The sequence below is a fragment of the Roseinatronobacter sp. NSM genome (genome assembly GCF_052379845.1).
Classification (GTDB): domain Bacteria; phylum Pseudomonadota; class Alphaproteobacteria; order Rhodobacterales; family Rhodobacteraceae; genus Roseinatronobacter.
The window spans coordinates 76,483-99,897 of record NZ_JBQTCF010000010.1 but is presented as its reverse complement, the minus strand read 5'-3'; the positions used below and the strand labels follow the sequence as shown (position 1 = coordinate 99,897).

27 protein-coding genes are annotated in these 23,415 nt (G+C 60.0%); 18 read left to right on the top strand and 9 right to left on the bottom strand.

The genetic code is table 11. The features are described from left to right. Window positions 1-76: 76 nt before the first annotated feature. Window positions 77-211, top strand: coding sequence for an aa3-type cytochrome c oxidase subunit IV (locus ACTZWY_RS07610; protein ID WP_444790097.1), 135 nt, complete (start codon window positions 77-79; stop codon window positions 209-211). 42 nt (window positions 212-253) lie between these two features. Then, window positions 254-892 (top strand): hypothetical protein, encoded by a 639-nt coding sequence (locus ACTZWY_RS07605; protein ID WP_444790096.1) that lies wholly within the window; start codon window positions 254-256, stop codon window positions 890-892. Here the strand turns inward: ACTZWY_RS07605 and ACTZWY_RS07600 are convergent. Continuing rightward, window positions 887-1,405 carry a L,D-transpeptidase family protein gene (locus ACTZWY_RS07600; protein ID WP_444790095.1) on the bottom strand — a complete coding sequence of 173 codons (519 nt, stop codon included), beginning with the start codon at window positions 1,403-1,405 and terminating at the stop codon, window positions 887-889. The genes ACTZWY_RS07605 and ACTZWY_RS07600 overlap by 6 nt on opposite strands. Continuing rightward, complete coding sequence (gene ribA, locus ACTZWY_RS07595) at window positions 1,402-2,490, bottom strand: GTP cyclohydrolase II (protein ID WP_444790094.1); 1,089 nt, start codon at window positions 2,488-2,490, stop codon at window positions 1,402-1,404. Before ribA ends, ACTZWY_RS07600 begins: the two co-directional genes overlap by 4 nt. 162 nt (window positions 2,491-2,652) lie before the next feature. Here ribA and ACTZWY_RS07590 point away from each other — a divergent pair, with 162 nt between their 5' ends. From ACTZWY_RS07590 to ACTZWY_RS07580, 3 genes are all read left to right on the top strand, one after another. Further along, window positions 2,653-3,339: a response regulator transcription factor gene (locus ACTZWY_RS07590; protein WP_444790093.1), complete on the top strand. Its 687-nt coding sequence runs from the start codon at window positions 2,653-2,655 to the stop codon at window positions 3,337-3,339. A 188-nt stretch (window positions 3,340-3,527) separates the two neighbouring features. After that, a complete protein-coding gene (locus ACTZWY_RS07585) occupies window positions 3,528-4,316 on the top strand; it encodes an exodeoxyribonuclease III (RefSeq protein ID WP_444790092.1) in 789 nt (262 codons plus the stop codon). Window positions 4,317-4,340: 24 nt separating this feature from the next. Further along, window positions 4,341-4,991 (top strand): RluA family pseudouridine synthase, encoded by a 651-nt coding sequence (locus ACTZWY_RS07580; RefSeq protein ID WP_444790091.1) that lies wholly within the window; start codon window positions 4,341-4,343, stop codon window positions 4,989-4,991. A 136-nt stretch (window positions 4,992-5,127) separates the two neighbouring features. Here ACTZWY_RS07580 and ACTZWY_RS07575 read toward each other — a convergent pair whose 3' ends face one another. Together ACTZWY_RS07575 and ACTZWY_RS07570 are read right to left on the bottom strand one after the other, a co-directional pair. Continuing rightward, a complete protein-coding gene (locus ACTZWY_RS07575; RefSeq protein ID WP_444790090.1) occupies window positions 5,128-6,465 on the bottom strand; it encodes a DEAD/DEAH box helicase in 1,338 nt (445 codons plus the stop codon). A 228-nt stretch (window positions 6,466-6,693) separates the two neighbouring features. Then, on the bottom strand, window positions 6,694-7,050 hold the full coding sequence (locus ACTZWY_RS07570) for a hypothetical protein (RefSeq protein WP_444790121.1): 357 nt from the start codon (window positions 7,048-7,050) through the stop codon (window positions 6,694-6,696). A gap of 211 nt (window positions 7,051-7,261) precedes the next feature. On the opposite strand from ACTZWY_RS07570, the gene ACTZWY_RS07565 reads away from it, so the two are divergent. Next, window positions 7,262-7,468, top strand: coding sequence for a cold-shock protein (locus tag ACTZWY_RS07565; protein ID WP_439561241.1), 207 nt, complete (start codon window positions 7,262-7,264; stop codon window positions 7,466-7,468). 44 nt (window positions 7,469-7,512) lie between these two features. Here ACTZWY_RS07565 and ACTZWY_RS07560 read toward each other — a convergent pair whose 3' ends face one another. The 3 genes from ACTZWY_RS07560 to ACTZWY_RS07550 all read right to left on the bottom strand — a co-directional run bounded on the left by ACTZWY_RS07560 (window position 7,513) and on the right by ACTZWY_RS07550 (window position 9,126). Beyond that, a complete protein-coding gene (locus ACTZWY_RS07560) occupies window positions 7,513-7,836 on the bottom strand; it encodes an arsenate reductase family protein (RefSeq protein WP_444790089.1) in 324 nt (107 codons plus the stop codon). A 61-nt stretch (window positions 7,837-7,897) separates the two neighbouring features. After that, window positions 7,898-8,833, bottom strand: a complete 936-nt coding sequence (locus ACTZWY_RS07555; protein WP_444790088.1) for an alpha/beta fold hydrolase — start codon at window positions 8,831-8,833, stop codon at window positions 7,898-7,900. A gap of 5 nt (window positions 8,834-8,838) precedes the next feature. Continuing rightward, window positions 8,839-9,126 (bottom strand): SCP2 sterol-binding domain-containing protein, encoded by a 288-nt coding sequence (locus ACTZWY_RS07550; protein WP_444790087.1) that lies wholly within the window; start codon window positions 9,124-9,126, stop codon window positions 8,839-8,841. 65 nt (window positions 9,127-9,191) lie between these two features. On the opposite strand from ACTZWY_RS07550, the gene ACTZWY_RS07545 reads away from it, so the two are divergent. The 6 genes from ACTZWY_RS07545 to ACTZWY_RS07520 all read left to right on the top strand — a co-directional run bounded on the left by ACTZWY_RS07545 (window position 9,192) and on the right by ACTZWY_RS07520 (window position 15,038). Further along, a complete protein-coding gene (locus ACTZWY_RS07545) occupies window positions 9,192-9,749 on the top strand; it encodes a tetratricopeptide repeat protein (RefSeq protein ID WP_444790086.1) in 558 nt (185 codons plus the stop codon). A 42-nt stretch (window positions 9,750-9,791) separates the two neighbouring features. Then, complete coding sequence (locus ACTZWY_RS07540) at window positions 9,792-12,602, top strand: helicase-related protein (RefSeq protein WP_444790085.1); 2,811 nt, start codon at window positions 9,792-9,794, stop codon at window positions 12,600-12,602. A 6-nt stretch (window positions 12,603-12,608) separates the two neighbouring features. After that, a complete protein-coding gene (locus tag ACTZWY_RS07535) occupies window positions 12,609-12,992 on the top strand; it encodes an RNA-binding S4 domain-containing protein (protein ID WP_444790084.1) in 384 nt (127 codons plus the stop codon). Window positions 12,993-13,076: 84 nt separating this feature from the next. After that, window positions 13,077-13,415, top strand: coding sequence for a ferredoxin FdxA (gene fdxA, locus ACTZWY_RS07530; protein ID WP_444790083.1), 339 nt, complete (start codon window positions 13,077-13,079; stop codon window positions 13,413-13,415). Between the two features lie 228 nt (window positions 13,416-13,643). Beyond that, window positions 13,644-14,153: a CarD family transcriptional regulator gene (locus ACTZWY_RS07525; protein WP_444790082.1), complete on the top strand. Its 510-nt coding sequence runs from the start codon at window positions 13,644-13,646 to the stop codon at window positions 14,151-14,153. A 144-nt stretch (window positions 14,154-14,297) separates the two neighbouring features. Next, window positions 14,298-15,038 (top strand): YebC/PmpR family DNA-binding transcriptional regulator, encoded by a 741-nt coding sequence (locus tag ACTZWY_RS07520; RefSeq protein WP_444790081.1) that lies wholly within the window; start codon window positions 14,298-14,300, stop codon window positions 15,036-15,038. 2 nt (window positions 15,039-15,040) lie between these two features. Here ACTZWY_RS07520 and ACTZWY_RS07515 read toward each other — a convergent pair whose 3' ends face one another. After that, window positions 15,041-15,955: a DMT family transporter gene (locus tag ACTZWY_RS07515; RefSeq protein WP_444790080.1), complete on the bottom strand. Its 915-nt coding sequence runs from the start codon at window positions 15,953-15,955 to the stop codon at window positions 15,041-15,043. A gap of 55 nt (window positions 15,956-16,010) precedes the next feature. Further along, a complete protein-coding gene (locus ACTZWY_RS07510) occupies window positions 16,011-17,678 on the bottom strand; it encodes a cation:proton antiporter (RefSeq protein ID WP_444790079.1) in 1,668 nt (555 codons plus the stop codon). 229 nt (window positions 17,679-17,907) lie between these two features. Here ACTZWY_RS07510 and ACTZWY_RS07505 point away from each other — a divergent pair, with 229 nt between their 5' ends. The 6 genes from ACTZWY_RS07505 (at window position 17,908) to ACTZWY_RS07480 (ending at window position 23,382) form a co-directional block, all read left to right on the top strand. Next, entirely contained in the window at window positions 17,908-18,735 is an 828-nt protein-coding gene (locus ACTZWY_RS07505; RefSeq protein WP_444790078.1) for an alpha/beta hydrolase, read from the top strand. Window positions 18,736-18,857: 122 nt separating this feature from the next. Further along, the gene (locus ACTZWY_RS07500; RefSeq protein WP_444790077.1) at window positions 18,858-20,000 is read left to right on the top strand and encodes an ABC transporter substrate-binding protein; all 1,143 of its coding nucleotides are present in this window, start codon (window positions 18,858-18,860) and stop codon (window positions 19,998-20,000) included. A gap of 60 nt (window positions 20,001-20,060) precedes the next feature. After that, a complete protein-coding gene (locus tag ACTZWY_RS07495) occupies window positions 20,061-20,978 on the top strand; it encodes a branched-chain amino acid ABC transporter permease (RefSeq protein WP_444790076.1) in 918 nt (305 codons plus the stop codon). Next, a complete protein-coding gene (locus ACTZWY_RS07490; RefSeq protein WP_444790075.1) occupies window positions 20,971-21,948 on the top strand; it encodes a branched-chain amino acid ABC transporter permease in 978 nt (325 codons plus the stop codon). The genes ACTZWY_RS07495 and ACTZWY_RS07490 overlap by 8 nt, the downstream gene beginning before the upstream one ends. Further along, complete coding sequence (locus tag ACTZWY_RS07485; protein WP_444790074.1) at window positions 21,941-22,696, top strand: ABC transporter ATP-binding protein; 756 nt, start codon at window positions 21,941-21,943, stop codon at window positions 22,694-22,696. The genes ACTZWY_RS07490 and ACTZWY_RS07485 overlap by 8 nt, the downstream gene beginning before the upstream one ends. Further along, a complete protein-coding gene (locus tag ACTZWY_RS07480; RefSeq protein ID WP_444790073.1) occupies window positions 22,693-23,382 on the top strand; it encodes an ABC transporter ATP-binding protein in 690 nt (229 codons plus the stop codon). Before ACTZWY_RS07485 ends, ACTZWY_RS07480 begins: the two co-directional genes overlap by 4 nt. Window positions 23,383-23,415 lie beyond the last annotated feature (33 nt).

Sequence of the window (23,415 nt, the reverse complement as noted above, 5' to 3'; positions counted from 1 at the left end):
TTGGCGTTCAAGCAGGGGTGACACAGCGCGCGCGATATTATATCGAAAATCAAAATCCAACGAACAGGAGCGTCCGATGGCCAAACATGAGCACGGCAAAATGGATATCAGGGAACAGGAAAAAACCTTCGCGGGATTTATCCGGTATTCGGTCTGGGGTGCTGCGGTGTCTATCGCTGTGCTGATTTTCATGGCACTGGCGAATTCCTGACGCCGCCTTGTCCGTGCTGATGTGTCTGTAAAAAGGTTGGTTATGGCGGTAAATGCAATGCCCTTGCGCGGTATTCGGGGCATCGTTCCCGCTGGCCTGCTTCTGGCCGTGTTTTTGTTTCTTACGGCCTGTGCCGGGCAGCAGATATGGGCCAGTGACGACGCAATTGCCGCCGCGCGCCATGTGCATGGCGGGGCACCTGAACTGACGCTGGTAACCATCATGCACCACACATCAGGCAACGGGCATCATACGGCGCTGTTTATCAACGGTGCGGAACGTGTGTTGTTTGACCCCGCAGGAAGCTGGCATCTGGACACGATACCTGAACGCAATGATGTGCATTATGGTATGACATCCGCTGCGGGGGCGTCTTTCTATCTTAGCCATGTGCGGGAATCGCATTATGCGGTTGTCCAGCGTTTGCGGGTCACCCCTGATGTCGCCGCGCAGGCCATGGCGCTTGCGCAGCAGGGCGGGCCGGTCGGGCCTGCGCGCTGCGCGATTTCCACATCTGGTTTGCTGCAACAATTGCCCGGTCTGGGCGACATATCCCGCAACTGGCACCCGCACCGCCTGATGCAGGATTTTGCGCAGCTTCCCGGTGTTGTCACAGTTGAATTGCACCATGATGACCCTGATTTGCTGCGCAAGGCGTATCAAGCCCAGGAACCGCTATAGCGCTTCGTCGGCCAGGGTCTCGGGCACAATCAGGCGCGTTTCATATCGTATCAGGGGGGCAATCTGTTGCAAGCTGCTGCGCGACAGGCCGATGCACCCCGCCGTGGGAAACCCCGGCCTGCGCCATTGATGCAGGAAAATGGCTGATCCCCGTCCGCGTTCCGCGCGCGGCCAGTTCCACCCTGTCAGGATAACCAGATCATACAGCGGATCTGCCCGCCGCAATGTTTCATGACTGAACGGGTAGGGCGCGCGCACCATCAGGTTGTAATCTTCGTGTTTGGGGTCATCCGACCACAGGTCACGTGGCCCTATGGGCACAGCCCAATCCGCGGGCCGCGCCATCCTGTCGGGCCGGTACAACATACCGATCAGCTTGTGCGTGCCGGTGGGCGTGGCGCCGTCGCCTTCGCGCTTGTCGCGGCGCACGCCGCCGCGCCCGATGCTGCAGGGCCAGACCTGCCCCATGAAACGCAGGCCCTGCCGCGTCAAAACCATGTCGAAGCGCGTCATAGCAAATGCCCTGACTTCGCGGCCTTGGTTGCCAGATAGGCGCGGTTTTCCGTTGTCTGGCCCACCCGAAGGGGCACACGTTCCACAACAGTCAGACCATGCGCATTCAGCATGTCAACCTTGCGCGGGTTATTTGTCATCAGCCGCACCTGATGAAACCCCATCTTGCGCAGCAAGGCCGCGCCGATGCGGAAATCGCGTTCATCATCCTCGAACCCCAGCCGGTGGTTTGCCTCAACTGTGTCAAACCCCTGATCCTGCAGCGAATAGGCACGCATCTTGTTGGCAAGCCCGATCCCCCGCCCTTCCTGATTCAGGTATAGCAAAACGCCTGCCCCCTCGTGGCCCATCTGGGCAAGGGCTGCTTGCAGTTGTGGGCCACAATCGCATTTCAGACTGCCCAGCACATCACCGGTGAAGCACGCAGAATGCAGCCGCGCCAATACAGGGGCGCTGCGGTCCGGCTGGCCAATCTCGATTGCGTAATGCTCGACCCCACCATCAGGGGGGCGGAAAATATGCACGCGCCCGGCCTGTGCGGCGGCCATGGGCAAACGTGCACTGATCACCGGCGAGAGCACGGTTTCGCGCGCCAGTTCCCTGTTCAGGTCGGCGATGGGCAGGTGCGTCAGTCCGGCCTTTTCCAGCCCGGCGGCATTGTCCAGCACCAACACCAGGGCCGCAGGCAATAGCTGCGCCGATTTCGTCAAGGCCAGCGCCGCGCGGTGTATATCGGCGGTGCCGTCGCGTTGTGTGTGTAGCGGTCCCTTCATGGGATGACGCAGATCATCTGCAGGGTCGGCCAGCGCGCGCACCCAAGCGACCGGCGCCCCGGCCGGAACGATAACGCGCGCCAGATCGCCATCATAGGGCCGCGCCTTCAGGGTATCCGCGCGGTGCCGCGTCAGGGCCAGCACCAGCGACGGCCCCAATGCCTGCAATTCCGCCAGCCGTTCGGGCGTTGCCATTTCGGCGGCCAGAACCACGGCCGTTTCCGGCCCGTGTTGCATGATGACGGGAACGCCCAGCCGCAAATCGGCGCGGGCGCGGTTTATCAATTCTACTGGTGTCAGGCCAAGTATCATGCGCAAATCCCGCTTTGCTCTCGCCCTTGACATAGACCGATGGCACGGAAATTGAAACATATTGCCCACATCCGACACGACCGCGTGAGGCTTTTGTAGCAAATCTTGTTCTGTGCGCCTGCCTTTCACATTTATATGACATAAAGAACAGGAGTGTTTTCAATGCCCAAGCTGAACAAGGTTCTGTTGGTTGACGACGATGATGACCTGCGCGAAGCGCTGTCTGAACAACTGGTCATGACCGATGAATTCGACGTGTTCGAGGCCGCAAACGGGGCCGACGCCATGGAGAAGGTGCGCGCGGGCCAGTTTGATCTGGCCATTCTTGACGTGGGCCTGCCCGACACGGACGGGCGCGAATTGTGCAAGCGGATGCGCAAGGCGGGCTTCAAGTCGCCGGTTATCATGCTGACGGGCCACGATTCGGATGCAGACACCATTCTGGGGCTGGATTCAGGGGCGAATGATTACATCACCAAACCCTTCAAGCTGCCGGTGTTGCTGGCGCGTTTGCGCGCGCAGTTGCGCCAGCATGAACAATCTGAAAATGCGGTTTTCCAGCTTGGCCCCTATCTGTTCAAACCGGCGCAGAAAATGCTGATTGACGAAAATGACCGCAAGATCAGACTGACCGAGAAGGAAACCAATATTCTGAAATTTCTGTATCGTGCGCCCGAAGGCGTGGTGCCGCGCGACGTGCTGCTGCATGAAGTGTGGGGGTATAATGCTGGTGTCACCACCCATACGCTGGAAACCCATATCTACCGCCTGCGCCAGAAGATTGAACCGGACCCGTCAAATGCAAGCCTGCTGGTAACCGAATCGGGCGGCTACCGTCTGGCCGCGTGACTGCCGCGAACTGGCCCTATTGTTGCCTGTATTGGCGGCAATAGTTCCCAGAAGGTGTGATTGTTTTTCCCTCCCCCTTCCTCCGTTCAAACTGGCCCGGACATGATGTTCGGGCCTTTTCTTTGACGATCAGGGTTGTCGCGCGGTCGCGCACTGTGCATGTAGGGGCGACCCAGCCGGAGTTTGCCATGCCTTTTACCCTTGCCACCTGGAATATCAATTCTGTTCGCCTGCGCGCGGAACTGGTCCTGAGATTGCTGCGCGAAGAAGCCCCCGATATCTTGTGTTTGCAGGAATGCAAAAGTCCGGTGGACAGCATCCCGTTCGATCTGTTCGCCAATGCCGGTTACGGGTTCTGGGCGGCGCGCGGGCAGAAGGGGTATAACGGGGTCGCTATTCTGTCACGTCTGCCGCTTCAGGATGCAGGGCATATTGACTGGTGCGGGCGCGGCGATGCGCGCCATGTGGCCGCGCGCCTGGAAAACGGGGTTACGATTCACAATTGCTATATTCCCGCCGGGGGCGATGTGCCGGACCGCAGCGTGAATGAAAAATTCGGCCACAAACTGGATTATCTGACCGAATTGCGCGACCATTTCGGCGCGAACCGGCCCGAAAAATCCATTCTGGTGGGGGATCTGAACATTGCCCCGCGCGAAGATGATGTGTGGTCGCATAAACAACTGTTGAAGGTTGTCAGTCACACCCCCATCGAAGTGGAGCATCTGGCCAATGCCCAAGACGCGGGCGCATGGGTGGACGTGACCCGCGCCGATATTCCCGAAGGGCAGTTGTATTCATGGTGGTCTTACCGCGCCCGCGACTGGGACGCCGCCGACAAGGGGCGCAGGCTGGACCATATCTGGGCCAGCCGCGATATTGCCGCTTCGGGGCATGGCTCGCGTGTTTTGCGCGCGGCGCGGGGGTGGCAACAGCCATCAGACCACGCGCCTGTTTTCGCCAGTTTTGACCTGTAGCCTTGTGGCCGCGCGGTTGCTTGTATGATCGGTTTTACCTATTCCCCGCCCGATGCGGCGCCGGTCATCCTGTATGAAGACCATGATCTGGTGTTCGTGGACAAACCGTCGGGCTTGTTGTCAGTGCCCGGGCGCGGGCCGGAAAAAACAGATTGCATGATTGCCCGTCTGGCGCGGTTATATCCTGATATTTTGCTGGTGCACAGGCTTGATCTGGACACATCTGGCGTGATGGTTTTTGCGCGCACCCCTGCTGCGCAGCGCCATCTTGGCCAACAATTCGAAACCCGCAAAACACGCAAACACTACATCGCGCGGGTTGCGGGCCATGTCGACGGCACCGAGGGGCGCGTGGATCTACCCCTGATCGTGGACTGGCCCAACCGTCCGTTGCAAAAGGTTTGCCACGACACCGGGCGCCCTGCGCAGACAGACTGGAAACTGATCCGCCACGAAGACGGCGCATCGCGGCTGCGGCTGATGCCCGTGACAGGTCGCAGCCATCAGTTGCGCGTCCATATGCTGGCCATGGGGCATGTCATTCTGGGCGACCCGCTCTATGCCACAGGGGACGCGCTGGCCTATCCGCGCTTGATGCTGCACGCGCAATCGCTGCGGTTGAACCACCCTGAAACCGGGCATGGCATGACCATCAACGCGCCCGTTCCCTTCTGACCGAAGACAGACGCCGGATATGAAAAAAGGGGCGCAGGACGCACCCCTTTTTTTAATTTATGTTGCGGTTATAAGCATTCACGCGACCCACACTAGCGTTATGGTGTCGCATGAATGCGAATGAACGCGACACGCTCTAGGCTGACCGGCGGTGGCGATCCTTGCCGCCGGAATGCCCTGCAGGTTTGCCCGCGCCTGTCCGCTTGCCAAAGGTTTTCTGGCGCGGGTTGCGGTTTTGCCCTTCGTCCCCATCGCGGGATGGGCCAGACCGTTGCTGCGGACGACCGCCGCCGCGCTGCGGGCCGCGTTTGCGCGCGGCAGCCCGTGCCGGGCCTGCCAGATCATCGCCCCATGGCGCGCCACCGGCCACGGCCAGTTCAATGCGCATCAGTTTTTCAATCGCGCGCAGGTCGCCCATTTCGGCGGGTGCGCAAAATGCAATTGCACGGCCTGTCGCGCCTGCACGGGCTGTGCGGCCAATGCGGTGAACGTAGTTTTCAGGCACTTCGGGCAGGTCGTAGTTATAGACATGGCGCATGTCGGGAATGTCGATGCCGCGTGCGGCCACATCCGTTGCGACCAGCACCTTGACCTTGCCTTCGCGGAACCCCTGCAAGGTGCGTTCGCGCTGGCCCTGGCTTTTATTGCCATGAATGGACCCGGCCGGAATGCCCCAGTCGTTCAGCAGTTTCATAAGCTTTTCGGCCCCGTGCTTGGTGCGCGAAAACACCAGCGCCAGTTCTTCAGGATGGGCTTTCAGATACCCTTCCAGCACGCGCGCCTTGTCGCCTTGCGGGACAAAATGCACGGCTTGGTCGATCTTGTCAGCAGGGCGGCCCGGTGCAGACACTTGAATACGCTCTGGCCGGTCCAGATAGGCATCTGCGATTTCGTTCATCTGCTTGTTCATCGTCGCCGAGAACATCAGCGTCTGGCGTTCCTTCGGCAGCAGGGACGCAATTTTGCGCAGCGCATGGATGAAGCCCAGATCAAGCATCTGGTCGGCCTCGTCCAGAACCAGCATTTGCGTTGCATTCAAGGTCAGCGCGCGCCGGTCCAGCAGGTCCAGCAGACGCCCGGGTGTTGCCACCAGAATATCGCAGCCCTTGGCCAGTTTCTGGATTTGCGGGTTCAGCCCCGCGCCGCCAACAACGCGCTGCACTTTCAGCGGTGTCTTGCGGGCAAAGTTGTCAAGCGTTGTTGCGATCTGGGTGACCAGTTCGCGTGTGGGCGCAAGGATCAGCGCACTTGTGGTTTTCGGCGCGGGCCGCTCGCCACTCAGCAGGGCATGCATGACGGGCAGGCCAAAGGCCAGCGTCTTGCCGGTGCCGGTTTGCGCAAGTCCCAGAATATCGCGGCCTTGCATGATCATCGGGATCGCGCGGGCCTGAATCGGGGTGGGGGTGCCAAAGCCTTGGGTTTCAAGGCCGGTCATCAGCACCGGGCGCAGCCCGAACATGGTGAAATCAGTCAAAATAAGTCCTCTCACGGCCTGTCCGCACAGGCGTAGTGCCCCTGACAGGGCAGGGGCGGGTTTGGGGGCGCATGTCGGATGCGCCGCCCCCCACGCGTGATGTCGGGAAGCAATGGTCGGGCCGAATGCCCTGCCCACAACGGATCAAGTGCTCACGCGGCACGTTGTAGGTGACTTGCACATGGGGGGCATGGGCCTGAAAGTCAAGACATTATGCCAGGGTGGGGGTCAATGGGGGTCCGGTTGGCGCGCAGCAAGGGCGAGAGCGCCCGCCAACGCACACATGGAAATGGGAAACATGGTGAACACACCGAAGCCGAATGTGGCATACATGCCCAGCCCGGACGCCAGCAGCAACGCGCCGCCAACCACGTTCGCAGATCGCGCCATCGCGCCCCCCGCGATGGCCAGCACGGGGGCAACAAGGCTCATGACGCGGATCAGGCCCATATTGGCAACACCGCCGGTCACCTCCGCCAGTTCAGGATAGCGAATCAGCAAATCTGTATACCCGAAGCTGAAAAAGCCGATCAGCATGCCCCAAAGCCCACCGATAAGCCCCAACACCAAAGCCGCATTGCGCATGATCAGGCTTCCTTCTGAAAAAATGGTCATTTGGCCACCCAGCCTGTCACATATACGCAAAACTCTTGCGTTTTAACCCGCATATGGCAGGATCGGTTCGGGATGACAGACTTTCTACGACCGCCTCTGTTTTCGCAGCCGGCACTAGAAGACCTGGCTGAACGACCCTTCGGCAATACCGCCTTGGGGACAGAAAACGCGGAGTGAACAGATGCCCACAGGCACAGTCAAATGGTTCAACACCACCAAAGGATTCGGATTCATCGCACCTGATGGCGGCGGAAAAGATGTGTTCGTGCATATTTCCGCAGTGGAACGCGCGGGCCTTACAGGTTTGGCTGACAATCAGAAGATTGCATATGAACTAAGCGCCGGGCGCGACGGGCGTGAATCAGCAGGCGATCTGAAACTGCTGTAGCGCAAGCGCGTGTCGCGCCTGCCGCCACAGCGCGTCAGGCGCGATCAGTCCACCCCAAGGGCGGCGCGCACATCAGGCTTCCAGCCCAGCAGGACCGTATCGCCCGTGTCGATGACGGGGCGTTTCATTAGTGTCGGGTTTTCGGCCAGAAGGACTGCGGGGGCGCGCGCCTTGTCTGCGTCAGACAGGGCGCGCCATGTGGTTGATGATGTGTTGACCAGTGCATCCCCGAACAGGTCCAGAAAGCGTGCGATCGTCGCGCCGTCCAGCGGGGTTTCGCGTATGTCGTGGAATGCCGCATTGGGCAGGGCCTTTCGGGCCTTGCGGCAAGTGTCACAGGTTTTAATGCCATAGATTGTCAGTGACATGTCGTTCCCTTTCGCTGGTGATGTGGCGATATAGGTGCAGCGCCCCTTGTGCGGCAAGATGTCAGCGCGGGGCCGCGTCGAACAGGTCACATGTGCGGTTCAGGAAATCCGCGCGGGTTTTTGGCTGTTCCATCAGCAGTTCATGCAAGGCCCCTTCAAACATGTCCAACCGGCCATTCGGCCACGCGGACATGCGCGTTTCAATAGCGTCGCCCGACACAATGCGTTCGCGTGTGCCCAACCCGCAATAGGCGGCAATCGCGGGTGCAGGCAACGTGGCAAGCGCCGTGGTTTCGACCAGTGCCGCCAGCAACCACCGCAGGGACGGCGCCCCCAGCCGCAGGACGGGGCATGACTGAACCTGATGTTGCATCCAGTCATAAGTGGCGCGGTCACTGGTCAGGTCGTTGTTGTCAAACGGGTTTTCCCACAGGCGGAATTCAATGCCCGCGCCGGGAACTTCGCGCAGGTCCAGCCGTGACAACCCCAGCGCGGGGCGCAAGGCAGTGATGGTGCGCCGCAAGGCACCCGTCAACGGCAGGCCCCACATGGGCGCACTGAACGACACGGCGCGTGCCGCAAACCCGTTCAGCAGGGCGCGCAACGCTATGCACCCGCCCATGGAATGCGCCAGCACAAAGCGCGGGGCGTCGGGCGCGTGTGTGTCCAGCAGATCGCGCAAAACGGCGACATCGCGCTGAAAATGTGCGAAATCCGGAATATCGCCCAAAAGTGGCGTGCCCGCCATTCGGTCGGACAACCCTTGGCCACGCCAGTCGATGACCGCCGCCCCATAGCCCCGCGCGGCAAGGTCGGAAATGACGCGGCCGTATTTTTCGACCATTTCGGTGCGGCCGGGGAATATGGCCACCATGCCGCGCGGGCCGGGTGGCCACAGCGCCAGCCGCAGGCGCGTTCCATCTTCCGCATGACCCCAGACCACGCGCCCCCCTGCGGGGGCATCGGCAATGTTGCTGTAGAACGGGGCGGCCTTCATGCCCCTTAACTAAGCGCTGCGCCCAGTTTCATGGCCATGCCCATGTTGCCCTCTATCTTCAGCTTGCCCGACATGAAGGCCATGGTCGGATTTACGTCCCCTTCCATGATACCCTGAAAGGTTTCCGCACTGGCAATCATGGTGACGTCGGTTTCGTCGTCACCTTCGCGCACGCCTGATTCGTCAATGATGATGCTGCCTTCCCCATTGATCTGAAACTTTGCGCTGCCTTCAAACCCGTCCCCTATTCTTTCTGACAATGCTGCAATTGCGTGGGTCAGGATATCGCTCATCTTATGCTCCGATTTGTGATCATTGGGCAGTGGAAATACTGCTAGGATGCGTTACATTTAGCACTATGACCACTTGGCGCTCCATTCTCAATCCTGTCGTTGCGGCATTTTTGCTGCTGGCGCATCCGGTGCTGGCGCAAACACCAGACGCGGAGGTTACAGAGCTGCTGGATCAATTGCGCAACCCGGATCTGGAAAACTGGCAGCGTGTGGAACGGCAATTGTTCCGCGAATGGTCGCAATCGGGGTCGGCCAGCGCTGATTTGCTGTTGCAACGGGGGCGCGCAGCATTGGAACGCGGCGACACCTCGGCGGCGATAGATCATTTTTCGGCCTTGATAGATCATGCCCCCGATTTTGCCGAAGGCTGGAACGCGCGTGCTACAGCGTGGTTCATGGCGCGCAATTATGGCTTGGCCCTGAATGATATCCGCGAAACCCTTGCGCGCAACCCGGACCATTTTGCCGCCCTTATCGGGCTTGGCCGTATTCTGGAAGACCTTGAACGCTATGATGACGCGCGCCGCGCATGGGATGCAGCGGCGGCTATACATCCGCATCGCCGTGACGTAAAAGCAGCGCTGGAGCGCCTTGACCGAAGGCTGCAGGGCACCTCTCTTTGATCGGGATGCGACTCCCGGGGGATGCAAACAAGGGGTTGGCGGATGAATATTCGCGCAGATTCGCGCACGGTTGCCGTGCTTGGCCCCACCAATACCGGCAAGACACATTACGCCATTGAACGCATGCTGGCGCATCGCACGGGGGTTATCGGCCTGCCGTTGCGCTTGTTGGCGCGCGAAGTTTATGACCGGATCGTGGCGTTGCGCGGCCCTGATTGTGTGGCCTTGGTGACAGGGGAAGAACGCATCGTTCCCGACCGCACCCAATACTGGGTCTGCACCGTCGAGGCGATGCCCGTCGAGATTGGCGCTGATTTCGTGGCCGTCGATGAAATCCAGCTGTGCGCCGACCCGGACCGCGGGCATGTGTTCACTGACCGTCTTTTGCACGCGCGCGGGTTGCATGAAACGCTGTTCATGGGGTCCGACACAATGCGCTCTGCCATTGCCGCGCTGGTGCCGGGGGTGCAGTTCCAGCGCCGCGAACGCCTGTCGCAGCTGACCTATACAGGGTCCAAGAAAATAAGCCGCATGCCGCCGCGAAGTGCGATTGTGGGGTTCAGCGTTGAAAATGTCTATGCGATTGCAGAACTGATTCGCCGCCAGAAGGGGGGCTGCGCGGTTGTCATGGGCGCATTGTCGCCCCGCACCCGCAATGCGCAGGTGGCGCTTTATCAAAATGGCGATGTGGATTTTCTGGTGGCAACTGATGCCATTGGTATGGGCCTGAATCTGGACATCAAGCATGTGGCATTTTCGGCCACGCATAAATTTGACGGGCGGCGCATGCGCCCGTTAAACCCCGACGAACTGGCCCAGATTGCAGGCCGCGCGGGGCGCTACCAGACCAGTGGCAGTTTCGGCGTCACAGGCGAAGCGCGCCCCCTGCCTGATGAAGTGATTGCCGCCATCGAAAACCACGAATTTTTGCCTGTGCGAAAACTGCAATGGCGCAATGCCCGTTTGGAATTTGGCACAGCCGCACGGCTGATTTCATCCCTGGAAGGGCAGACGCAAAACGACTGGCTGACGCGCGCGCGCGATGCAGATGACCTGACAGCGCTGAAAACGCTTGTGGCGCTGCCTGAAACGCTGGACCGCCTGACTGGCCCGCGCGATGTGCGCCTGTTGTGGGATGTGTGCCGCATTCCGGATTTTCGCGGCATTTCAGCGGCAGAACATGCGGGCCTGTTGGGGGATGTGTTCGCCTTCTTGCAGGGGGCGGGGCGCATTGAGTCCGACTGGCTGGCGCGCAACATTCAGCGCATTGACCGCACGGACGGAGATATTGATGCATTGTCGCGCCGACTGGCGTATATTCGCACTTGGACCTATATTGCGCAGCGCAAGGGCTGGGTTGATGACGAAAAGCATTGGCGCGGCGCGACGCGCGCTGTAGAAGACCGCTTGTCGGATGCATTGCATGACCGGCTGACGCAGCGATTTGTTGACCGGCGCACTTCAGTGTTGATGCGGCGGTTGAAGCAGAAGGAGAGCCTTGTGGCTGACGTGAACGACAAGGGCGAAGTGACTGTAGAAGGCGAACTGATCGGACGGCTGGAAGGCTTCCGTTTCCGTCAGGACAAGACCGACAGCCCCGATGAGGCCAAGACACTGCGCCAAGCGTCGATTTCCGCGCTGGTGCCGCTGTTCCATCTGCGTGCAGATAAATTCTACAATGCCCCCGATACTGAATTCGATTTCACCGAACAGGGCGGGCTGATGTGGGGCGACACTGCGGTCGGCAAGCTGGTCAAGGGCGACGATGCCATGCGCCCGCAAATTGCCGCCTTCGTCGATGATGAGGCAGGCCATGACGTTGCCGAAAAAGTGCGCCGCCGCTTGCAACATTTCATGGATCGCAAGATTGCAGCACTGTTTGAACCGCTGCTGAACATGTCGCGCGATGACACCTTGTCAGGCCTTGCGCGCGGTGTCGCGTTCCAACTGGTCGAGGCGATGGGCGTTATCCCGCGCGAACAGATCGCACAGGACATCAAGGCGCTGGATCAGGATGCGCGCAGCATGTTGCGCAAGCACGGCGTGCGCTTTGGCCAGTATACGATTTTCCTGCCCTTGCTGCTGAAGCCTGCGCCCACGCGGTTGCGGCTGGTGCTGAAATCCCTTGCGGACGGGCTGGATGAATTCCCCGAAAGCCCGCCTGCCGGTCTGGTGACCATTCCGCATTTGTCGGAAATACCGACAGCGCATTACACCATGTCGGGCTACCACCCTGCCGGTGCGCGTGCGATTCGTATCGATATGCTGGAACGGCTGGCTGATTTGCTGCGCGGCTGCGACAGCCGCGCCGGGTTTGAAGCAACGCCTGACATGCTGTCCATCACCGGCACCACGCTGGAACAGTTTGCGGATATGATGCAGGGGTTGGGCTATGCCGCCGAGAAGGGCGAACGCGCCAAGGTGAAGCCCGAAGCGGCGCCGCAAGCCGCTGACAGCGCCGCTGATGTTTCTGAAGGCCGTGGTGACGACGCCCCCGCCACATCCCCTGACGAACCCGCCGCCCAAAGTGACACGCCTGCACCGTCTGACAATGGTGCGGCCCCTGAACCGCACGCGACAGACAAGCCTGACACCCAGATAGAACTGTTCTATACCTTCACTTGGGCACCACGCCCGCGCCGCGATGCGCGCCCCGCCCGCAAACCCCAACAGGACACGCCCCGTAGCGATCAGCGCAGGCCACAGGGGCAAAAGCCCAAAACCGGCAAGCCCAAGGGCAAGAAACCCGAAAACAAACCCCGCGATTACAGCGCCGGACCGCGCAAATCGGACCGGATCGACCCCGACAACCCCTTCGCAGCCGCGCTTATGGGGCTGAAAACCAAAGGGTAAGCGCATATGCCCGATGCCACGTCCCGCGAAACCATTCGGCTGGACAAATGGCTGTGGCATGCGCGGTTTGTCAAAACCCGGTCCCTGGCCGCCAAGCTGGTGTCGGGGCCGGGGGTGCGTATCAATACGCTGTCAGTGTCAAAACCCGCCGCGCAGGTCGGCGCGGGCGATGTGCTGACTTTTGCGCTGGGCGCGCGGGTCGTGGTGGTCCGGGTGCTGGCATGCGGCCAGCGCCGCGGCCCCGCCCCCGAAGCGCAAACCCTGTATGAAGACCTGTCGCCGCCGCCACCCCCCAAGGACCTGTCGCGCCCCGTTCCGGTGGCTGGCGGGCGGCCTGACAAGCGCGACCGCCGCCGATTTGCCGCATCTGCGCCAGATCGGCTTGATTGATCCTTATGGCTGGATTATGTCCCCTTCGAAACCCCGCGAAACAATGGTGACCGGGGTGCCGTTCAGACAGAAGGACCGGACCTGATGACATATGTGGTGATCGACAACTGCATTGCGTGCAAATACACTGACTGCGTGGAAGTGTGCCCTGTCGATTGCTTCTATGAAGGGGAGAATATGCTGGTTATTCACCCCGATGAATGCATTGATTGCGGCGTTTGCGAACCCGAATGCCCGGCAGATGCCATTCGTCCTGACACCGAACCGGATATGGAAGACTGGGTTGAGTTCAACCGCAAATATTCGGAAATGTGGCCTGTCATCATCACCAAGAAAGACCCTTTGCCCGAAGCGGAAGACCGCGACGGCGAACCTGACAAGCGCAACAAGTATTTTTCGGAAAATCCCGGCGAGGGCGGCTGACAGCGCCCAAATGTGTCGCGGTGATTTTACCTGATATTCACGAGTTTCCGATCAAGCAGCTTTGATTCGGGGCAAATTTGTGGTATAGAATCAAATCAAGATGAAACCGTCCCGAACCGGCAGGGCTGTCACCTGCCGTTTTTTTGTCCGTAAGTTGAAGATGCCTCAGGATAATTTTCCTGACGTATATCTTTTTGCGCGCATCCGGGGCCTGAAGGGGAACGCTGAATGTCCAAAGCCAAAAAGTCCGAGTTTCGCCCGAATGACTATGTTGTCTACCCCGCCCACGGGGTTGGGCAAATCGTTTCGATTGAGGAACAGGAAATTGCCGGTCTGAAACTGGAACTTTTCGTCATTTCCTTTGAAAAGGAAAAGATGACCTTGCGCGTGCCAACACACAAGGCCGCGACAGTGGGCATGCGGTCGCTTTCCTCGCCGGAAATCGTGGACAAGGCGCTGGCAACCCTGAAGGGCAAGGCGCGCGTCAAGCGGGCCATGTGGTCGCGTCGTGCGCAGGAATATGAGCAGAAAATCAATTCCGGTGACCTGCTGGCCATTGCAGAAGTGGTGCGTGACCTGCACCGCAATGACGATCAGCGCGAACAATCCTATTCTGAACGTCAGTTGTATGAAGCCGCGTTGGAACGCCTGACCCGCGAAGTTGCCGCCGTTGCCGGTGGTGACGAAGCGATTGCGCAAAAGCAGGTCAGCGATGTTTTGGTGTCGCGCGCCGCATAAAGGCGGGCAAATGTTATGAAAGCGCCCGCATTCGCGGGCGTTTTTATGTGACCGGCCCGTGTCCATTGCCTGCGCGGGGCTTGCCTAGCCCCTGCGCCCTGGACTATGAAACCCCGACAACCAGCATAATACCGGAGTTCACAGATGGCAGGCCATTCCAAATGGGCCAATATCCAGCATCGCAAGGGCCGTCAGGATGCGGTGCGCGCGAAGCTATTTTCCAAACTGTCCAAGGAAATTACCGTGGCCGCCAAGATGGGTGACCCGGACCCCGACAAGAACCCGCGCCTGCGCCTTGCGGTAAAAGAAGCCAAGGCCGTGTCCATGCCCAAGGACAATATCGAACGCGCGATCAAGAAGTCGCAAGGCGGCGATGCTGAAAACTATGACGAAATCCGCTATGAAGGCTATGGGCCGGGCGGGGTCGCGGTTATTGTCGAGGCGATGACCGACAACCGCAATCGCACTGCGTCAAACGTGCGGTCCACGTTTTCCAAACATGGCGGCAACCTGGGGGAAACCGGGTCGGTTGCCTTCATGTTCGACCGCAAGGGCCAGATTGTCTATCCCGCCAGTGTGGGCGATGGCGATACGGTGTTGCTGGCCGCAATCGATGCTGGCGCTGAAGATGTCGAAAGCGGTGATGACGGGCATGTGGTCTGGTGCGCTGATACCGATCTTGCGGCCGTGTCTTCCGCGCTGGAAGAGGCTTTGGGCGAATCCGACAGCACCAAACTGGTCTGGAAGCCGCAAACCACAACGGAACTTGATCTGGACGGCGCGCGGTCGCTGATGAAGCTGATTGATGCGCTGGAAGATGATGACGATGTCCAGAACGTGACCGCGAATTTCGAAGTCTCGGACGAGGTTATGGCCGAATTGTAGGACTATTGCGCGCCCGTCCCGGAATCGGCGGGCGCGCGTTTGGCATGCTGGCGCAGTTGTGCCTCGCGCAGGGTGATGAACACCACAGACCCCATGATGACCGCGCCCCCAAGCACAACAAACAGGTCAACCGCCTCGCCAAAGGCCAGCGCCCCCAACAGCACCGCCCAGACAAGCTGCAGGAATGTGACCGGCTGCGTCACGGTTATGGGCGCCGCCGCGAAGGCCAGCGTCATGGCAAAATGCCCGCCAGTGGCAAAGGCCGCGACCCAGAACAGCCAGAATATTTGTGTCCATGTCGGCGGCACCCAGACGGCCCATGCGAAGGGGGCCAGAAAAACCGTGACCGTAATGGACAACATGCCCACCACCACCGAAGCGTTGACCTGCCCTGACATGCGCTTGGCCATCAGGTAGGACGCGGCGAATAAAACGGCTGTTCCGATCATGGCAATATGCCCGCTGGATATTTCGCGCAGGCCGGGGCGCAGGATAATCAATGCGCCAATAAACGCCACCAGAACAGCCAGAATGCGGCGGATGGCCAGCTTCTCGCCCAGAAACAAGGCCGCGCCCAGCGTCACATAGATGGGTGACAGGTAGTTCATGGCCGTGACTTCGGCCAATGGAATGCGCGTCATGGCATAGAACCACAAGATTACCCCCAACGCATGCAGAAACCCGCGTAGGGTGAATGCCGTCACATTTTGCCGGGTATAGCTTAGCGCGCGCAAGGAGGGCAGCATGGGCACCAAAAACAACAGCCCCAGCGCATAGCGCAGGAACCCTGATTGCGCGGCTGGCATGTCATCGCCCAGATACTTGACCAGCGCTGTGACCGCGACAAAGCACACGCCTGTCACCAGCATCCAGAAAATGCCAAGCAGCGGGCGCGATGGGGCAGGGGTATTTATCATGTGCAGTATTTTGCATGACCTGCCACCGCAGGCAAGCAAAATGCCCCTGCCCGTGTCACCCTTCAGTCAATTGCCGCACCGCGTAATCGGCCGCATCATCAAAGGGTTTCAGAATGACACTTGCCCCGCGTTTGAGCAGATCATCAGCTTCCGCCATTTGCTGGACTGACAAGAACACCTTGCCGGAATAATTCGCGGATTTCAGGCCATGCAACAGTGCAAGCTGGGGGTCCGCTTCCGTCAGGCTGCCGCGTTCGCGCGGAACCGCCGACACAACCGCCTTGACCGCGCCCAGTTCCAGATGCGCCACAAATTCGGGGTCGGTCGCATCACCGAAGGCCGCACTCAGCCCCATCTTGCGCCAATGTGCCAGCGCTTCGGGGTCAAAATCTATGCCCAGAACCTTGAACCCCTTTTCCTGCAGGCGCTGGCCAATGCGGCACCCATACCGCCCAAGGCCGAAAATCACGAAATCATAGTTCCGCTCCAGCGCATCGGCGGCGGTGTCTTCATTTTCGCGGTGGGCATTGCGCCGCTCGAACAAACCCAGCCAGGGTTCACAAATCTCGTATAATCTATGCGACCATGTGATCATATAGACCGACAAGGCGATGGTCACCAACCCCACAAGGGTGACAAGCCCCATTGCCTCCTGCCCGACATGGCCAATGGTAATACCCATCGCCATGAAGATAAGCGAGAATTCGGAAATTTGCGCAACAGTCAGACCCGCAAGAAAGCCCGTGCGCTTGCGGTAGCCCATATACCCCATGATCGCCAGAACAATCAGTGGGTTCCCGACCAGCACGAACAGCGACAACACAATTGCCGGGCCGATCTGGTCACCCAGCGTTGACAGGTCCAGCGACGCGCCAAGGTTGATGAAGAAAAACAGCAGCAGAAAGTCACGCAAACTGGCCAGACGCGAACTTATCGCTTCGCGGTATTGTGTCGACGCCAGCGACACCCCCGCCAGCAAACCGCCCAGTTCCTTGCCAAAGCCCAGCGCATCGCCTGCCGCCGCCAGACTGGCCGCCCAGCCCACGGCAAAAATGACCATCAATTCGGGGGAACGTGAAATCATGTTCAGCAGGGGTTCGGCCGCATAGCGAATGAAGAATATGACAAACGCCACCATGCCCGCCCCGCCCGCAAATACGCGCGCAATCTCCATGATCGACCCGGCCTCGTCGCCCATGCCGACGCCCAGCGCGGACAAGGTGACCATGGCCAGCACAACGAAAATATCCTGAACAATAAGGAACCCCAACGCGATTTTCCCGTGCAACGCGCCGATTTCCTGTTTGTCCGACAGCAGTTTGACGATGATGATCGTCGATGAGAATGTCAGCGCGATTGCAATGTAAAGCGACGTTACCGCATTCAGGCCCAGCGCAAGGCAGATCAGAAAGCCGAAGAATGCCGTAAACGTCACTTGCCCCAACCCCGTCGCCACTGCGACCTTGCCCAGATTGCGCACAAGGCTAAGGTCCAGTTTCAAACCGACAAGAAACAGCAACACAGCGATGGATATCTGGCTAAGCGTTTCAATAAAATCGGTGGAGGAGACCAGCCCCAACGCATCCGGCCCCGCCAATACCCCCACCGCAATAAACGCCACAACCAGCGGCTGGCGGGCCAGCAAGCCGAAAAAACCGACGACAGCGGCAAGCAACACAAGCAGCGCTATTTCATAAAAGATCGAGGCAAAGCTTGTATCCATCAGCAAAAAATCCTGTGCGGCTGGGGGTGGTGACGGCTGGCGGGGTGACGAATGACATATGAACGTCGCGCGGCCCTTTGTTAAGGGAGCGCTAGCTGACGATAGCGATACATCCCACGGCATTCAACACATCAGCGCGCAGTGCGCCTTGCGCTGTTTGGATGGAACGGGATACCTTGCTGCCCGAACCCTTGCCGGGCGCAGGGTCATTCACGCAGCAGGAGGGGGCATGCCACACAGCACGGGCATAGATTGGGACGACGCATTTGCAAACCGTCCCTATATTGAAGATGGCGACAGTTTCCCCGACAGATGGGCGCAGCAGGCGCAGGTCTTTCGCGCATCCCATGCGGCTGCGCAGCTTGACCTGCCCTATGGCCCCGCCCCAAGGGAGGTGTTCGATCTCTTTCTTCCCATGGCTGCGCAGCCTGCGGGGGGCGTTGTGTTTGTGCATGGGGGGTATTGGATGGCGTTTGACAAATCCCGCTGGTCCCATCTGGCGCAAGGGGCGCTGGCGCAGGGGTGGGCCGTTGCCGTGCCGCAATACACGTTGGCCCCCGATGCCCGCATTGACCAGATGACCGGCCAGATGGGCCGCGCGATTGCCGAAATCGCCCGACATGTGGCCGGGCCTATTGTGCTGACAGGCCATTCGGCAGGGGGCCATCTTGTTACGCGGATGGCCTGCGCGGGCGCGCCGCTGGACCCGTCGGTGCAGGCCCGAATACGCCATGTCCTGTCAATTTCCGGCCTGCATGACCTGCGCCCGCTGCAAATGACGGCCATGAATGAAACGCTTGGACTGACAGACCAGATGGCAGTTGACGAAAGCCCCGCCTTGTTGCGCCCGCTGGACGGGGTGGGCGTGACAGCGTGGGTGGGCGGGCATGAACGGCCGGAATTCCTGCGTCAGGCCGCGCTGTTGCGTGAAGCGTGGTCGCGCCATGGAACGCCTGTGCGGTTGATGGTGCAAGAAGGGCTGCATCATTTCAATGTCATTGAGGGGCTGGCCAGCGCCGAAAGCACCCTGACCCGCGCGTTGCTGCAATTGCCCTGAACCCGACGGCACTTGGTCTGGGGTGCATCAATTTGCACCAAGGCCGCGCGGGAACTTTACTTTTCCTGCCGCCTTGCGCAAGACTGTCACCAAAGACCAGATAATCAGGGAGATGGGGACAGATGAAGGTTTTGAAACATGCGGCCTTGGCCGCAACACTGGCTGTAGGGGCCGGGTCCGTCGCGCAGGCCGAAACCGTCAGCGTGGGCATGATCACAACGCTTTCAGGCGGCGGCGCAGGGCTGGGCGTCGATGTGCGCGACGGGTTTCAACTGGCGCTGGACCTGGCCGAGGGCCACAATATCCGCCTTGTGGTGGAAGATGACGCGCAGCGCCCCGAACTGGCCGTGCAGATTGCCGAACGCATGATCCAGTCGGAACGCGTGGATATTCTGACTGGCATCATCTGGTCCAATCTGGCCATGGCGGTGGTGCCGTCGGCAGTCGCGCAGGATATTTTGTATCTGTCGCCCAATGCTGGCCCGTCCGCGCTGGCAGGGGCGAATTGCCACCCTAATTATTTCAATGTAGCATGGCAAAATGATATGCTGCACGAAGGGGCGGGTGCCTATGCCAATGAGTTGGGCTATGAAAACACCTTCATTATGGCCCCGAATTACCCCGCCGGAACTGACGCGCTGAACGGGTTCAAACGCTATTATGACGGGGAACTGGCGGGCGAGTTGTTTACGCAGGTGGGCCAAACCGATTATGCAGCGGAAATCGCGCAAATTCGGGCCTCCGGGGCGGATTCCATCTTCATTTTCCTGCCCGGTGGCATGGGCATCAGCTTCATGCGGCAATACGAACAATCAGGGCTGGATTTGCCGATTGTTTCGGCGGCGTTTACATTCAGTCAGGATATGTTGCCTGCGGTCGGGACTGCTGCGCTGGGCGTGTTCAACGCAAGCCAATGGTCGCCCGATCTGGACAATGCCGCCAATCAGGACTTCGTTGCAGCGTTTCGCGCGGAATTCGGGCGTATTCCGTCGCTCTATGCCAGTCAGGGGTTTGATACGGCAAACCTGATTCTGTCTGCGGCGGCCAAGGCCGATGTCAGTGACCGCGCCGCGTTCCGTCAGGCCCTGCTGGAGGCCGATTTCGCGTCCGTGCGTGGTGATTTCGCTTGGGGACCGAACCAGCACCCCGTCCAGCGTGTCTATATCCGCGAAGTGGTCGAGGTGGACGGCGAAATTACCAACCGCATCATCGGCACCGCGTTTGAAGCGCATGCTGATGTGCATGGCGAAAACTGTAACCTGTAATACGCGCAATCAGACCCCGGTGTTCATCGGGGTTTTTTGCCCCATCGCAAAAGGCTGTTCATGACACTCGCGCTGATGCTCGAGCAACTTCTCAACGGTGTGCAATTCGGGTTGATGCTGTTTCTGATGTCGGCGGGCCTGACGCTGGTCTTTGGCGTCATGGGACTTATCAATCTGGCGCATGGGTCGCTGTATATGATCGGCGCGTTTCTGTGCGCAGCTGTGGCGGGTGTGACGGGCAATTTCTGGCTGGGGCTTGTGGCGGGAATTGCCGCCGCGGCGGCTGCCGGCGCGTTGATCGAAATTGTTGTCATCCGCAGGCTGTATGACCGGGATCATCTGGATCAGGTTCTGGCAACATTCGCGCTTATCCTGATTCTGTCTGAAGGGGTGCGCATGGTGTTCGGGCCGTTTCCGCTGTATCTGAATGTGCCCGACATGTTCCGTGGTACAGTCAATCTGGGAATTGTGGATTATTCGGTGTATCGCCTGGCGCTGATCGGGTTTGGCGTGGCCGTGGCGCTGGGCCTGTGGGTGCTGATTGCGAAAACCCGACTGGGCATTCGCATTCGCGCAGGTGAATCCGACCGCGAAATGATTGCCGCGCTGGGGGTTAATATCCGCGCGCTGTATACTGTGGTTTTTGCGCTGGGTGCCGCGCTGGCGGGGCTTGCGGGCGCGTTGGTGGGGGCCATCCAGTCGGTTCAGGTGGGGATGGGGGAACCTGTGCTTATCCTTGCGTTTGTGGTCATTGTGATTGGTGGCATCGGGTCCATCAAGGGGGCGATGGTGGGCGCGTTGTTGGTGGGTGTGATTGACACGATGGGGCGGTTCCTGCTGCCGCGCATCTTTGCGCTGTTTCTGGACACATCGCAGGCGATGGGGGTTGGCGCGGCGCTGGCGTCGATGCTGATTTACCTGTTGATGGCGCTGGTCCTGATATTCCGGCCCAAAGGACTGTTTCCCGCCCATGGATAACGCGCGCAGGGAATGGGCCTTGAATGCCGTGCTGGCGCTGGCGCTGTTTGCCGTGCCGCTTTGGGCATGGCTGGCAAATGAGCCGTTCATCATCACCCTTGCCACGCGCGTGGCCATTCTGGCGATTGCTGCAGTGGGGCTGAATATCGCGCTGGGGCTGGGGGGTATGGTCAGCTTTGGCCATGCGCTGTATCTGGGTGTCGGCGGCTATGTGGCGGGAATTGCCGCGCATCATGCATTCAACGGCACGCCCGTTCTGGGGCTGGCTGGTACCAACCAGATGCTGCCCATCTGGGCCATTGCCATGCTGGCATCCGGCGCGGTTGCGGCGGTGGTGGGGGCGCTGTCGTTGCGCACATCGGGTATTTTCTTTATCATGATCACGCTGGCTTTTGCGCAGATGGGGTTTTTCTTCGCGCTGTCATGGCCTGCCTATGGCGGCGAGGATGGCTTGCCCATTTTCATGCGCAACCAGTTTCCCGGCCTGAACACCAGCCGCCCGTGGGATTTGTTCGTTATCGCCTATGGCGTGCTGATGCTGGCGCTGATGCTGTTTGCGCTGCTGCGCGCGGCACGGTTTGGCGCGGCGCTGATGGCCATTCGCCAGAACCCAGACCGCGCCGCAGCAATTGGTATTTCGCCCTTCGGCATCAAGTTGGTGGCGTTTGTTCTGTCGGGCATGCTGACGGGGCTTGCGGGGGCCATGATGGCGGATCTGACGCGCTTTGTCAGTCCGGCGATGATGGCCTGGACCATGTCAGGCGAATTGATCGTCATCATCATTCTGGGCGGGGTGGGGCGGTTGTTTGGCCCCGTTGCGGGGGCGGCCATTCTGGTGGGGTTCGAGGTGTTTTTTGGTGGCCTGACCGAGCATTGGAAACTGTGGCTGGGCCTTGTGTTGCTGGCGGTGGTGCTGTTTGCGCGTGGCGGGTTGATAGGGTTGGTTGCGGGGCGGGCGCGGCATGGCTGATGTGGTGCTGGAATTGCGCGGCCTGTGCCGCAGCTTCGGGGCGCTGAAGGCCACCGATGATGTCAGCCTGACACTGCGCCGCGCCGAGGTTCATGCCCTGATTGGCCCCAATGGCGCAGGGAAATCCACCCTGATGGGGCTGATTTCCGGCAAGATTGCCGCTGATGCGGGCACTGTGCGGCTGGCGGGACAGGACATTACCGGCCTGTCGGTGGCCCAACGGGCGCGGTTGGGACTGGCGCGCAGTTTTCAGGTGTCGTCGCTGATCGCGGAATATTCGGCACTTCGCAATGTGATGCTGGCGCTTCAGGCGCGGCAGGGACATAGTTATCGCTTCTTGCGTCCAGTGGCGCTGGACCGTGGTTTGCAAACGCAAGCGCGCGACATTCTGGGCCGCGTGGGGCTTGGCACGCGCGCGTCGGTCGAGGCCGCGTTCCTAAGCCACGGGGAACGGCGCTTGTTGGAAATCGCCATGGCGCTGGCCTTGTCGCCGCAGTGTTTCTTGCTGGATGAACCCATGGCCGGGCTTGGGGTCGAAGGCACGGCGCAGTTGGTCACCTTCCTGCAAACCCTGAAACACGAAGCGCCCATTTTGCTGGTTGAACATGACATGGATGCAGTATTCCGTCTGGCAGACCGTATTTCCGTGTTGGTGTATGGGCGCATCATTGCCACTGGAACAGTTGACGAAATCCGCGCCAACCCCGCCGTGCGCACTGCCTATCTGGGCGAGGAGGCCGCGCAATGACCGCGCTTTTGCAGCTAGAGGATTTGCATGTCTTCTACGGGGCATCGCAGGCGCTGGACGGGGTGTCGTTGCAGGTTGCAGAAGGGCAGGCCGTGGCGCTGATGGGCCGCAACGGCATGGGCAAAACGACGACAATTTCAACCGCCTGCCGCATGTTGCCCTTGCGCAAGGGGCGGGTGGTTTTCGCGGGGCAGGATATCAGCGGCTGGCCATCCTTTCGCGCGGCGCGGCTGGGCATCGGGCTGGTCCCCGAAGGGCGGCGGTGCTTTCCCAACCTTACAGTGGTCGAAAACCTGATTGCGGCGTCCCGGCCGGGATATTGGGATTTGGCGCAGGTGCACCGCGTCTTTCCCCGCCTGCAGGAACGCGCGGGCCAATATGCCGCCAGCCTGTCGGGCGGGGAACAGCAAATGCTGGCCATTGGCCGCGCGCTGATGACCAACCCGCGATTGTTGATTTTGGATGAAGCGACCGAAGGGTTGGCCCCTGTCATTCGTCGTGAAATATGGGCGGCTATCGCACAGTTGCGCAGCGACGGGCTGTCCATTCTGCTGGTGGACAAAACATTGTCCGAAATCCTGCCTTTTGCGGATGCATGCGTTATTCTTGACCGGGGGCGCGTGGTCTGGCAAGGGCCGCCCACGGGGCTGACACCGGACGTGCAGCAGGCGCATCTGGGGGTGTGATATGCCTCACTGGAGCGCTGATTATATATGTAG